The following is a 12,407-nucleotide window of genomic DNA, read 5'->3' on the forward strand; positions in this document are numbered from 1 at the left end:
GCATCTACGACCCGGAGAAGACCCTCATCGACTGCTTCCGCTACCGGAACCAGCTCGGCATCAAGTACGCCCGCATGCGCCACGTCGAGCGCGCGATGCGACCCTATCTGGAGGCGACCCAGTCGCCGACGTGCTTCTTCTTGCGGAGCTGCTTGTTCATCGTGAATGAACCGAGCCGGCGACGGCCTGCCGTTCCAGCGCCAGGAGTGTATGGCGTAGAGTCGCTGCATGGGACTCCTGACCTTCAGCATCAACGTCACTCTGGACGGCTGCGTCGACCATCAGGAGGGGATCGCCGACGACGAGACGCACGCGTTTTTCACCCGCCTCATGGACGAGGGCGGGGCGATGCTGTGGGGCCGCGTCACCTACGAGATGATGGAGAGCTACTGGCCGGCGGTCGCCCGCGGCGACGAGGAGGCGCCGCCGGCGATCCGCGAGTGGGCGGTCAAGCTGGAGGCCAAGCCGAAGTACGTGGTGTCGTCGACGCGAAAGGACTTCCCGTGGACCAACAGCCACCACGTCGCCGGCGACCTGCGCGCGGGCGTGCAGAAGCTCAAGGACGCGACCCCGGCCGGCGTGCTCCTCGGTAGCGGCAAGCTCGCGACCGAGCTGGACCGGCTGGATCTGATCGACGAGTACCAGCTCCTCGTCCACCCCAGGATCGCCGGCCACGGCCCGACCCTGTACCAGGGCGGGCTGCCCGGCACGCGACGGCTCGAGCTGGTCTCGGCGAAGCCGCTCCGCAGCGGCGCGGTCGCCATGCACTACCGGCGCGCTCAATAGGACTCGCTTCGGCCGGGGAAATCTTCGGTCGGGGCGACGTATTCGTTCCAGCCTTCTGCGCCTTCGACGAGCCAGGGCCAGTCGCGGCGCATGGCGCGCACGACCTGGTCCCACATGCCGTGCGCGTGCGTGCCGGCGATGACGAGGCGCGCACGCGAGCGCTGCGCCGCGACGTTGCGCGCGGCGTTGCGGTAGGTGGCCTCGCAGCCGTCGGTCGTGCACAAGAAGATCGCGCGCTCTCCGCCGCCGCGCGCCCACGGCGCCGCGAACGCGAGCGCGGGCTCCGGCGCGTAGGCGGACTCCGCGAGCGTGACGCGGGGGTATCGCTTGGGCTCCGACTGCGCGAGGAGCGCCGTCTGCGTCGCGCCCATCGAGAAGCCGACGAGCACGAGCGTCGTCGTCGGCCGGACCCAGTCGCCGAAGCGCGCGCGCGTCGCGGCGACGGCGCGGTCGACCCGCGCCCTGGTGTCGGCGGGCCCCGACCACGCGAGCGCGTTCGTCGCCCCGACCCCGCGCGGACACACGACGAACGGATACGCGCTCGTGATCCCGCGCCACGCCGCGCACGCCCACTCGGGGTGATCGCTCCCGCCGTGGAGCGCGATCATGATCGGCCGCGGCGCCCGCGCGCCCACCGGCACCGCCACGACCCCGAGCGGCGCCCCGCCGTCGACCGCGAGCTCGATCTGCTCCGCACCCTCGAGCACGCGCACGGCATCCACCGACGCCGCGGCGTCGCCCTCCGCCGCGACGAGCGCCCCGCCGTCGTCGACTCTCGCCCCGACCGCGGGGCGCCGGGCACACGCGGTGACGGCGATGGTGAGGACGGCGACGATGAGGATGCGTCGCGCGGCCCGCATGGGACCAGACTAAGCGACTTCGGCCATCTGCCCGACGACGTGGTGCCGCGCGAGCACGCGGTGAGGCGGGGCATCGTGAGGACCTCGTAGGTCGAGACGAGGGGTGAAGCGCCCCACTCCGAGACGTGCGAAGCGGGAGACGAGGTCAGTGCGAGGCCATTAAAAAGCACTGAACGACTCGAGCGCGCGGCGATGTGGCGGGGGCGAGTTGTCTCGGCTGTGGCTTGGGCGCTGTCGTGGTGACCGTGGTTGGGCGGGAGTTGGGCGATGGCACGTGGCTCGCTTGGCGGGCGGCATGATGAAGCGATCCATTTTCCTCCTCGGTGCGCTCGCGCTTGCGGTGTCGGCTTGCGCGAGTGATCCGAACAAGAACGCCGCCGACGCGCGGGACGCCGAGACGGAGGCGCAGCGGAAGGCACAACAAGAAGCCGCGGACCGCCGCAGCGATCAGGCGCAGGACCAGGCCGAGCACGAACGGCGCATGACGACGGCGTCGGCGGCGGGGCAGCCCGAGGCGACGCGCGAGCGCGTGGAAGCCGACGCGAAGCTCGTCGAGGAGCGGGAGGTCGCGAAGGCGAAGTCGCTCGAGCGCTTCGAGAAGGCGGACGCTCGCGCGAACGAGCTCCGCGACGTCGTCGCGCGGGCGGGGGCCAAGGCGACGACGAAGGCGCGGGACGCGCTCAAGGCGGTGGACGATCAGCGCGTGCAGGCGAAGACGAGCATCGACCGGATCTCGGCCGCGGCGGCCGACGACCTGAAGCGCGCGAAGGACTATGCCGATTATCAGCTCGACACGCTCGAGGGGTACGTGAAGCGCGCGGCGAAGGAGGTCGACGACTTCAAGTGACGTCGTCGCTCGGCTTCCAGCCGGGGCCGCGTACGACGATGCCGGCGCGGCGCCGCCACGTGCGCGCCGCCCGGACGTCGCGCGCGATGGCCGCGTATTCGTGAAACGCGATGCGGAATGGGTTGAACGTCTCGATGTTCTTCGTGAGTCCGTAAATGACGCGCGCGTCTTCGGGCGTGAAGGTCCCGAAGAGCCGGTCCCAGACGATCAGGATTCCGGCGTAGTTCTTGTCGAGATATTCGGGATTCGAGCCGTGATGGACGCGGTGATGGGACGGGGTATTGAAGACCGCCTCGAACCAGCGCGGCATTCGGCCGATCGCCTCGGTGTGGATCCAATATTGGTAAATGAGGTTGATGCCGGCCGAGACCATGATCATCCACGGCGCCACGCCGAAGAAGGCGAGGGGAGGGAAGAAGAGGAGGCCGGTCCACGGCGTCCAGGGCTGGCGCAGCGCGGTGGAGAGGTTGAAATGGCGGCTCGAGTGGTGGTTCACGTGGCTCGCCCACAAAAAGCGGCTCTCGTGCTCCACGCGGTGATGCCAGTAATAAAGAAAGTCCCAGCCGACGACGGCGACGAGCCAGCCCAGCGCGCCGGTGCCGAGGTCGAGGAGGCGGTGCCTCCAGAGCCACGTCGCGAGGAAGAAGATGCCGGCGTTGATCGCGGTCACCGTGACGAGCGAGCCGATCCCCATGCCGAGGCTCGCCCACGTGTCGCGCTTCTCGTAGCCGACGACGTCGCGACCGTCCCGCTTCCAGCGCGCGAGGAGCGCCGCTTCGATCGCGACCGTCGCGATGAAGAAGGGCGTCGCGTAGACGGTGGGCTCCGGATAATCGAGCATCGCTACTTCGTATCGTAGACGAGGCGGTAGTTGTCTTCCGAGCCGGGGACCGAGAGGTCGAGCTTCTCGAACCGTATTCCCTCGAGCTCGACGGCGTTCTTGACCGCGGCCGTGACGAGGATCTCGTTCGCCTTGGCCGTGTCCTCGCCGAGCTTCGAGGCGGCGTTGACCTCCTGGCCGTACACGTCGCTGTCGCCGATGCGGAGGATGTGGCCGTAGCCGATCCCCACGCAGAGGAGCACCCGCTCTTCGGGGAGCAGCCCCTCGTTGTGGCGCTGGCAGGCGCGCTGCATGTCGATCGCGGCGCGGACCGCGGCCGCGGCGCGCTTGAAGACGATGAGGAAGCTGTCGGCTTCGACCTTGATCAGGATTCCGTCGTTCCGCGCGGCGATCGGGAGGAGGAGGCGCTTCTGCTCGAAGATGATCTGGAGGAAATGGACGATCCCGAACTCGGCGACCTTGCGGCTGAAGCCGGAGAGGTCCGTGAAGACGATCGCCCGCTCCTCGCCGAAGAGGTCCCAGATGCGCTCGTCGATCCGCTCGACGTCGGCGCCCGGACGCGCGCGCTCCTCGATCATCTTCCAGAGGCGGACCTCGGATCCTTTCAGATCGCGATCGTCGTACATGCGCGGAGCGTACTACGGTGACGGCGCCGCGGCGGCGGCGCGATAGTCGTCCGCGGTCACCCACGTCATGCGGCCGAAGCCGCCGACCCAGCGCAGCGCCTCCGGCTCGAGGCGGTAGAACGCGAAGTCCGCGAAGTCCACGTACGCCGTCGCGTTCGGATGGCGGGCGAGGAAGAGCGCGCGGGTGTCGTCGCGCTCGGCGGCGGGGACGGGCTCGCAGCGGCCGAGGACCGTGACGCGTCCGGCCGCGAGCGGATCGTCACCGGCGGGGACCTCCGAGCAGAAGAGGAGCGAGGCCTCCGCGCGCGCGAGGAGGTTCTGCGTGTGCTCGGCGAGCTTCGAGAGGAGGAGGAGCGGGCGTCCTCGCGCGTCGGCCGCGACGGCGACGAGCGATCCGAACGGGTACCCCGCCGGATCGCGCGCGAGGGTGGCGAGCGTCGCGCACTGCGCGGAGCGGACGAGATCGAGCGAGCGCGCGGCGGGCGTCATGGCGTCTGCTTAGCAACGGAAGGACCTCGTCGTCATGAGCTACGAGTCGATGGCGGGCCGAGGCCCACCTGTCCCCACGCATCTGCAGCGGCGCGTTTCGCGTGTCTTGGCGCGGTCGGGCCTTCCATGCACCATTCGGCTCATGATCATCGTCTACGGGACGCGGTTCTGGGGACATGCGGACGCCGTCGAAGGCGTCGGCCACGTGGCGTGCAGGTTCGTCCACATCATGTTCGTGCCGCTCGTTCCGATCGAGACGATGTTCCTCCTCGGCGACGACCGCGGCGTGAAGCTCCCGTTCAGCTTCAAGGCCGCGGTCAGCGGCTGGCTCCGCGGCGGCGCGCTCATGTCCGCGATCGGGTCGACGATCGGCGCGATCGCGGCGTTCGCCGACGGCGAGGTCATCGGCGGCGTCGCGGCCGCCGTCGTCGCCGGCCTCTCCGTCGGGGCGTTCCCGCTCTTCGGGAAGATCTTCGGCAGCTGCTCCGCGCAGCGTCGCGCCGAGCTCATGGCCACCCTCGGCATCGACGACCACGCGGGCGCGAGCCCGCAGACGGCGTACCAGGTCCCGCAACAGCCGCAGCCGCAAATGGGATATGGCCCGCCGCAGCCACAAATGGGATATGGCCAACCGCAGCCCGCAGGCATGATGCAGCCCGCCGGCGGCTTCGGCCAGCCCGCGTACGGCGCACCTCCGCAACCGGCATACGGTGCGCCTCCGCAGCACGCGTACGGTGCGCCTCCGCAACCCGGGTACGGTGCGCCTCCGCAGCCGCATGGCTTCGGGCCGCCGCCGGCGCAGCACCCGCAGCAGCCGGCGTTCGGGCCCGGCCCCGCTCCGGGGTACGGCGCGCCGCCGGCGTTCGGGCCCGGCCCCGCTCCGGGGTACGGCGCGCCGCCGGCGTACAACCCGCCGGGGCCGCCGCGTCGCTGAGGTCCGCGGACGGCGCGCTTTCCGCCTGCGTCGTGCCTGATGGAGCCGGGCGGATCCCATTCGCGGGCGAACGATTCTCGTGGAGGCGCATCGGTTTCATTCTCGGCGCCGCCAAGTAGTCTTTCCTCCGTGGGCTACGATCTCCTCGGCGGCCTCTTCTTCGCCGCGCTGACGCCGCTCGTCATCCTCGGCTTCGTGGTCTTCTGGATCATGACGAGCCGCGAGCGACGTCACGTCGAGGACACGTGGGAGACGTTCGCCGCGCGCCGCGTCCGCGAGTACGTCCCCGCGCGCGGCGAGTGGCCGAACCGGAGCTCGCCCGGCGTTCGCTGGACGCACGACGACGTCGTCTACGAGCTCACCGCCCTCGGCGTCGAAGCGAACGCGCGCACGCGCCTCGGCGCGCGGCCGCGCGGGCGCATCCTCGGCAGCTTCGTCCTCCGCCCCGCCGCGACCCCCGACGTCAGCGAGCAGCCCGCCGGCCTCTCCACCCGCGTCCTCGACGACGCCACGCGCCGCGCGTTCCTCGGCTTCCGCCAGCGCGACGACGTCGTACTTGCCTATCGGCGCGGCCGCGTGACGCTCGAATGGCCGGGGCGCGAATGCAACGACGCGCGCATCGACGAGGCGGAGCGCGTCGTCACCGCCGTCGTCCACGCGGTCGAGGCGGCCTTCCGCGACGCCGGCCGCCGAATGGCGAGCTGAAATACCGAGTTACGAAAATGCGAATTGCGGAATTATGAATTGCGCCGGGCGATCAGCGCGACGCCCGCGATGCTGACGCCGGCGGCGGCGAGGACGGTGAGGCCGAGCGGCTCGCCGCCGACGAAGCGCCCGAGGAGCACCGCCACGAGCGGGTTCACGTAGGCATACGACGTCGCGAGCGCGGGGCGCGCGTGGCGGAGGAGCCAGGTATAGGCCGTGAACGCGACGATCGATCCGAAGAGCGCGAGGTACGCGATCGCGCCGAGCGAGCGCAACGAAGGCACCTGCGTGAACCGCTCCCCCGTGACGATCGCGAGCACGATCATCGCCGCGCCGCCGCAGATCATCTGCGCCGCCGTCGCCATCCCGCCTCGCGGGAGCGGCAGGCGCTTGCCCCAGACCGAGCCGAACGCCCACGTGATCGGCGCGAGGAGGCAGACGAGGCCGCGGCGATCGAATGCGAGATCGCCGCCGAGGTTCAAGATGACGACGCCGGCGAAGCCGAGCGCGAGGCCGATCCACTCGCGGCGGCCTTGCGCGTCGCCGAAGAGCCGCCCGAACACGGCCGCCCAGAGCGGCATCGAGGCGACGATGACCGCCGCGACGCCCGAGGAGACCGACTGCTCCGCGACGGCGACCGCGCCGTTCCCGAACGTGAGGAGGAGCACGCCGACCTTCGCCGCGGCGCCCCACTCCGCGCGCGTCGGCGCCTTCATCCCGCGCAGGCGGAGGAACGCGTACATCGCGGAGCCGGCGAGGAGGAAGCGCGGGCCGGCCATGAGGAACGGCGGCACGGTCTCGATCGCGATCCGCATCGCGAGGTACGTCGAGCCCCATACGACGTAGACCGCGAACAGCGCAAGCGCGAGCATCGCTCCACTCGGTCGCTCTTCGCGCGGCTGCACGGCACCCTCATACCGCGGTTCTTCGGCGTAGACTGCATCCGTGAAGATCCGCGCGCTCGCGTTCGTGTCCTTTGTCGTCCTCGGAGCCTGCGGGAAGCCGCCGGCCCCTCCGCCCCGCCCGCCGGCGCCGGTCGCGCCTCCCGCGCCGGTCTCGCCGCTCGTCGCGCTCGCGAACGACATCGAGCCGAAGGAGGCGAACCCGCTCGAGCCGCAGATGCCGCTCGAGCTGCGCGTCGCGCTCCCGCCGAAAGAGGAGGCGCTCTCGTCGGCGGAGCTCTTGCGCCGCGCAGAGGACAAGGTGCCTCCGCCGTCGCAGGCGTCGCGGGACGACTACGCGACGACGGTGACGAACACGCTCCTCGCGATCGCCCTCGCGGAGCGCGCGGCGGCGGGGGAGCCGCCCGCCTCGATCGAGGCGAGCGCGTTCCTCGTCGAGCAGCTCTGGCGGCTCGCGGCCCGGCAAGGGGTCGCCGCGATGCTGCGCTCGTCCGCGGCCTCGCTCGAGAACGCCGAGGCGCAGAAGGTGGCCGCGATGCTCAAGGGCTACGAGGCGCTCGCTCCGCAGCTCATGACGCACGCGATGCTCCACGCCGCGCGCGTGCTCCGCGCCGGCGCGCCGCGGCCCGCCGTCGTCGCGGTGCTGTGGCAGCTCCTCCGCAACGCCGACGAGGCCAGCAGCTTCGAGAGCATGATCGCGGAGTACCGCCGCTTGAAGCCGGTGCTCGACGCGGAGGACCTCACGCGGATCGCGGAGCTCCACGCCCAGAACGGCGCGCGCGCGACGTTCGACGCCGACGTCGCCGCCGCGCGCGCCGCGATCGAGAAGGTGGACGGCGCCAAGCGTCCGCTCCTCGCCCGCGTCGCGCGGGCGGAGCGGAAGCGCGCGGCGGTGGAGCGGCTGGCGACGCTCCGCGGCGACGACGTCGCGACGCGCCTCGAGCGCTACACGCTCCTCGACGACCTCGCGCGCACGAAGGACGCCGACGCGGAGCTCGACGCGCTCGAGCGCGCGGCGCCTGGCGACGGACGCGTCCGCGCGCGGCTCGCTCATCGCGCGTTCCGCCGCGGCTTCGTGACGAAGGGCCTGATCGAGGCGGCGAGCGACGGTCATGCCGTCCTCAAGGCGGTGCCGATCACGGCGCCTTCGCTCGACGACGCGCAGCTCGATCTCGCGTTCGCGGGCATGGAGATCGCGACCGCGACCGCGAAGCTGAGCGAGAGCTCGAAGCCGAGCGAGCTCGTCGCGGCGATGGCGCCGGTCGACGCGTCGCTCGAGCGGTTCGCCAAGCTCGACGCCGACAGCGCGGCCGGCGTCGTTCACGCCGCGAACCGCGTCCGCGATCTCCTCTCCCTCACGGAGAAGGAGCGCGCGAAGAAGATGGACCGCGTCATGCGCGACGGAGCGACGGAGATCGCCGCGCTGCGCAAGCGGCTGCCGGCCAACGTCGATCTGATGCGCATCGCGCTCGTGTACGCCGCGCGCCATCCCGAGCCCGCGCGCGGCCTCGCGCTCGCGCTCGACGACGCCGGGTACGGCTCGCCGCCGCGCGACGTCGACGTCGCGCTCGAGCGCGTCGGCACGGTGCTCACGTTGATGGCCGACGCCAACGACACGAAGGCGCTGCCGTCCATGCGCGCCGCGCTCGACGCGATCCCGCCCGACACCGACGAAGATCGCGAGGGGCTCCGCCAGTCGCTCCTCGCCGACGTCGCGATGTTCGAGGCGCTGGGGAACAAGGGCGCGTCGTGGAACGAGGTCGCGCGTCTCTACGAGCGGGCGGAGACGATGCTCTCGTCGCAGCGCGCGCGACTCCGCAACAACCGCGCCTACGCGTTGCGGCGCGCGGGACAGGACGCGCTGACGCTGTGGGACGGCGCGGCCGAGGGCGGCGCGGCGGGGGAGCCGCACGTCATCGCCTGGCTCAACGTGAGCCTCGCGCGCGGCGCGACCTTCGCGGACCTCCGCCCGCACGCCGTGCCCGCCGCGGCGCAGGCGATGGAGCAGGGGATGAAGGAGACCGCGATCTTCCTCTATCGCTGGCTCGCCGAGAACGAGCCCAACGCCGCCGCGGCGAAGGATTGGGCGCAGAAGGTGCTCGCGCTCGACGGCGAGCGTCCGCCGCAGGAGTTCGCTCCCGGTTTCCCGCTGCGATGCCAGAACGACAACCAGATCGGTCTCGGGCTCAGCACGACCGCGCTCGGCTACGTCTTCACCGCGCGCGCGGTGTGCCGCCTCTGGCTCAGCGACGCCAGGTTCGCGACGCGCCGACGCCTCGACACGCTGGCGGGGAAGAAGTAGCCGCGCGGCTCAGCGGGTCTGCGCGCGCCAGGGCGAGAAGTCGCCCGGCTTCGGCGCGCGCGCGTCGATCTCGAGCCAGCGGAGCATGATCGGACGCGCGACGCTCCCCGCCGGCGTCTTCCGCATCACCTTGCGGACCGCCTCCGCGCCGTCGCGATCGCCGCCCGCCTCGAGGCCGACGACGACGAGGTAGAGGTCCTCGATGTCGTCGTTCTTGGTCGCGTCGACGCGGCGGGCCGCGGCGAGCGCTTCGTCCTTCTTGCCGTCGAGCGCGGCGAAGTAGGCGTCGAGGATCGCGATCGAGTCCGGGTACCCGATCGGCCGGTACTCGGCGAGCGCCGCCTCCGCGTATTGCACGAGCGCCGTCTTCGTCGATCCGCTGCGCGACTCGGCGAGCATGCGCGTCAGGTAGGCGCGATGCCAGCGGTCCTTCTGGAGCGCGAGCTCGGCGCGGCCCTCCGGGTCCCACGTGCCACGCGCGGCGCAGAGCGTCGCCTGATCGTTCTCCGCGAGCGCGGCGGCGGGATCGCCCTGCGCGACGCGGATCATCATCATCGCGTTGTGAGCCCAGAACTCGTCGGGGAGCTCGGGGTGCTTCGCGAGCGCCGGCATGATCGACACGATCGCGCTCGCGGCGCTCTCGAAGTCCCCCGCCTCCGCGAACCGCGCGGCGCGCGCGCGTGCCTCGACGTGCACGCGGTGCGGATCGTCACGCGGCGGCGCGGGCGCGGGCGCGGCGGGGCGTTGTGGCGGCGCGGGGCGTGGCGGCGGCGGCGCGGCTTGGGCGTGCGTGCAGGCCGCGAGGAAGGCGAGGGAGAGGACCGCGACGCGTCTCGTCATCACCGCTTCGGCTTCGGGGCGGGCCTCGCGACGGGCTTCGCGGCCTTTGCGGCGGGGGGGCTCGGCGTCGGGGCGGGCGTCGGCGTCGTGGGCGCCGCCGGCGTGGCGGCGGGCGGCGTCGGCGCGGAGACCTTCGCGTTCGCGGACTTCTTCACCTCGCCCGACGCGGTGACGTTGCCGGAGATGTTCACGCGCGCGTTGCCGCTCGCCTCGGCGAGGAAGGCGGTGCCCGTGATCGTTCCGTTGATGATGATGACCTCGGCGTTGCCGCCGGCCTCGATCGCGGTGGGCGCGGTGATGGTGCAGTTCGTACAACGAACTTGGCAATTGCCGCCCGCCGAAATGGCCACTCCGGCGTTGAAGTTGGCAGTCACGCCGCTCACCGAGATCTTCTCGTTGCCGCTGCAGTGGAGCGGCTCGGACCCGTCCCACACGAGGCTCGAGAGCACCGTGCTGTGCTTCGTGCAGCGCATGATCGCGGCGCCGCTTCCGCCGAGGCTCACGACGAGGACGACGATCAGCCAGACGATCCACGACATGCTCCGCGCCGCGGCCGCGTGCGCGACGGCGGAGTGGTACTGCTGCTGGTACTGATGGTGCGGGTGATGATCGTCGTCGTCGTCGTCGTGGCCGTGATGACCCATGACGATGTAGATCGGTCCCGTCGTCGGCGGTTGCGGTTGCGGCGCGGCGGCCTGTCCCTGCATCGACGTCTGCCGGCAGTACTGGCACGTGTACGAAAATTGACCGGGCGGGGGGACGAACCCCGGCGGAGGCGGCGCGCCGCAGTGGGGACAATTCATCGTTACTTCTTCTTCTTCTTTTTCCCGGCCTTGGCCTTCGGTGCCGCGACGGGCGCGGGCGCTTCGGCCGCGGGCTCCTCGGCCTTGTCCGCCGCCTTCTCGACCGGCTTCTCTTCCTGTTTCTCGGGCGTCTTCGCGGCGACCGCCGCGGGCGCGGACGCCTGAGCCGCGGCGCTCGCGACGGCCTTCTCGTGCTTGGCGCTGTTCAGCATCGCGCGGCCCCTCGACACCGCGATGCCTCCGACGACGAGCACGATGACGATCGGCGCGATGATCCATTTCGGGAATCCGCCGCCCATCTTCGGGAGCCCCGGCATCGCCGACATCCCCGGCATCGACGGGAAGCCGACGGGGCCGGAGCCGCCCGGCGAGCTCTGCATGCCGCCCCAGCCGCCCGGCGCCTGCGCGGGGGCAGGCGCCCCGAACGGGGAGGGGACCTCGCCGCCGCCGCCGGAGCTCCAGTCCTCGTTCATGTAATCGCGCATCGTGCCGATGAGCGATTGGTAATCCTGAATACGGGTTTGCAGCGTGATGCGCTCGGGCACCGCCTGATTCTGAATCGGCGCGAACGCCGCCTGGAGCGAGGTGAGCTTCTCTTCGGCGCGGTTGAGGCAGCGGCCGATCGCGCCCCGGAAGTCGTCGTGGCGGACGCCGAGGTCCCAGAGCTTGCGCGCGCCGTCCTCGGCGTCGCTCGTCGTGTGCTCGTCGTGCTGCTCGATCATGTCGATGAGGATCGGCGTCACCGTCGCGATCGCGGCGGCCTTGTCGGGCACGTTGCCGAGGTCGGCCATGTGCGCGTAGTGCCGCGCGTACTTCCAGCGCTCGTTGCGGCTCGGCGACTGCATCTTCTGGAGACACAGGTCGGGGGTGAGCTCCTCTTCGGGCTCGTCGACGACGTCGCGCGGCTTGTTCGCCTCCGCGAGGAAGCCCGCGGTCTGGTCCACCATCTCTTGCTGAAACGAGGGGCCCGCGTACTTCTGGTAGAGTTGCCCGAACTGCATCGTGAGCTTGTGGGTCGTGTCCTGCCCCATCTTGGCGGACCACGCGGCGTTGGCGCGCTGCCAGTGGGCGGCGTCCTGGAGGCCGAAGCCCTTCACGATCTGATCGACGTCCGCGCCCTGCCGGCTCACGGCGACCGTGATCTGCGCGTACTGGTCGAGGGTGATGCCCTCTTCCTTGTCCTGGCTCATGTCGCGCACGTCCCCGAAGTGCGCCTTCGCCGTGAGCTGCTGCAGCATCATGTGAAACTGCGCTTCTTGGCGTCCGGTCGGGTCGGCCTTGAAGCGGTCGTGCCACGCGTTGTGGGCCATCGACCAGGTGTGCTGGTTGAAGCCCTTGCCGCCGAGCCAGCGGTCGAACTCGACCATCCCTTGCTGCTCGCCGAACTGCGCGCGGAGCTCGCCGTGCTTGCTCATCGTCTCGGCGAGCATCTCCATCGTCATGCCGTAAATCGCGTCCATGCTGTTGCCTCG

General features: G+C 71.1%; 13 protein-coding genes. 5 read left to right on the forward strand and 8 right to left on the reverse strand.

What is annotated here, in order from left to right; all coding sequences use genetic code 11:
• The first annotated feature begins 228 nt into the window (after window positions 1-228).
• Window positions 229-786, forward strand: a complete 558-nt coding sequence (locus KF837_02865) for a dihydrofolate reductase family protein (GenBank protein ID MBX3226221.1) — start codon at window positions 229-231, stop codon at window positions 784-786.
• Here the strand turns inward: KF837_02865 and KF837_02870 are convergent.
• Window positions 780-1,646, reverse strand: a complete 867-nt coding sequence (locus tag KF837_02870) for a hypothetical protein (protein ID MBX3226222.1) — start codon at window positions 1,644-1,646, stop codon at window positions 780-782. The two genes, KF837_02865 and KF837_02870, sit on opposite strands and share 7 nt — an antisense overlap.
• A gap of 295 nt (window positions 1,647-1,941) precedes the next feature.
• Between KF837_02870 and KF837_02875 the strand changes: the two genes are divergently transcribed.
• A complete protein-coding gene (locus tag KF837_02875) occupies window positions 1,942-2,493 on the forward strand; it encodes a hypothetical protein (protein MBX3226223.1) in 552 nt (183 codons plus the stop codon).
• Here KF837_02875 and KF837_02880 read toward each other — a convergent pair.
• The 3 genes from KF837_02880 to KF837_02890 are packed head-to-tail and all read right to left on the reverse strand — an operon-like array spanning window position 2,486 to window position 4,449.
• A complete protein-coding gene (locus KF837_02880; protein MBX3226224.1) occupies window positions 2,486-3,334 on the reverse strand; it encodes a sterol desaturase family protein in 849 nt (282 codons plus the stop codon). The genes KF837_02875 and KF837_02880 overlap by 8 nt on opposite strands.
• Before the next feature lie 2 nt (window positions 3,335-3,336).
• On the reverse strand, window positions 3,337-3,960 hold the full coding sequence (locus KF837_02885; GenBank protein MBX3226225.1) for an adenylate/guanylate cyclase domain-containing protein: 624 nt from the start codon (window positions 3,958-3,960) through the stop codon (window positions 3,337-3,339).
• Window positions 3,961-3,972: 12 nt separating this feature from the next.
• On the reverse strand, window positions 3,973-4,449 hold the full coding sequence (locus KF837_02890) for a pyridoxamine 5'-phosphate oxidase family protein (protein ID MBX3226226.1): 477 nt from the start codon (window positions 4,447-4,449) through the stop codon (window positions 3,973-3,975).
• Between the two features lie 142 nt (window positions 4,450-4,591).
• Here KF837_02890 and KF837_02895 point away from each other — a divergent pair, with 142 nt between their 5' ends.
• Both KF837_02895 and KF837_02900 read left to right on the forward strand, forming a co-directional pair.
• Window positions 4,592-5,383, forward strand: a complete 792-nt coding sequence (locus tag KF837_02895; GenBank protein ID MBX3226227.1) for a hypothetical protein — start codon at window positions 4,592-4,594, stop codon at window positions 5,381-5,383.
• A gap of 129 nt (window positions 5,384-5,512) precedes the next feature.
• On the forward strand, window positions 5,513-6,088 hold the full coding sequence (locus KF837_02900; protein MBX3226228.1) for a hypothetical protein: 576 nt from the start codon (window positions 5,513-5,515) through the stop codon (window positions 6,086-6,088).
• A gap of 32 nt (window positions 6,089-6,120) precedes the next feature.
• Here KF837_02900 and yedA read toward each other — a convergent pair whose 3' ends face one another.
• Window positions 6,121-6,960 carry a drug/metabolite exporter YedA gene (yedA, locus tag KF837_02905; GenBank protein MBX3226229.1) on the reverse strand — a complete coding sequence of 280 codons (840 nt, stop codon included), beginning with the start codon at window positions 6,958-6,960 and terminating at the stop codon, window positions 6,121-6,123.
• A gap of 73 nt (window positions 6,961-7,033) precedes the next feature.
• Between yedA and KF837_02910 the strand changes: the two genes are divergently transcribed.
• Window positions 7,034-9,292 carry a hypothetical protein gene (locus KF837_02910; GenBank protein MBX3226230.1) on the forward strand — a complete coding sequence of 753 codons (2,259 nt, stop codon included), beginning with the start codon at window positions 7,034-7,036 and terminating at the stop codon, window positions 9,290-9,292.
• A gap of 9 nt (window positions 9,293-9,301) precedes the next feature.
• On the opposite strand, the gene KF837_02915 is transcribed toward KF837_02910, so the two are convergent.
• Genes KF837_02915 through KF837_02925 form a run of 3 tightly spaced genes read right to left on the reverse strand, consistent with a single transcriptional unit; the run spans window position 9,302 to window position 12,395 of the window.
• Window positions 9,302-10,132 (reverse strand): hypothetical protein, encoded by an 831-nt coding sequence (locus KF837_02915; protein ID MBX3226231.1) that lies wholly within the window; start codon window positions 10,130-10,132, stop codon window positions 9,302-9,304.
• Window positions 10,132-10,935: a hypothetical protein gene (locus KF837_02920; GenBank protein MBX3226232.1), complete on the reverse strand. Its 804-nt coding sequence runs from the start codon at window positions 10,933-10,935 to the stop codon at window positions 10,132-10,134. The genes KF837_02915 and KF837_02920 overlap by 1 nt, the downstream gene beginning before the upstream one ends.
• Window positions 10,936-10,937: 2 nt before the next feature.
• Window positions 10,938-12,395, reverse strand: coding sequence for a hypothetical protein (locus tag KF837_02925; GenBank protein ID MBX3226233.1), 1,458 nt, complete (start codon window positions 12,393-12,395; stop codon window positions 10,938-10,940).
• Window positions 12,396-12,407: the final 12 nt, after the last annotated feature.

The organism is Labilithrix sp. (assembly GCA_019637155.1).
In the GTDB taxonomy this organism is placed as follows: domain Bacteria; phylum Myxococcota_A; class Polyangia; order Polyangiales; family Polyangiaceae; genus Labilithrix.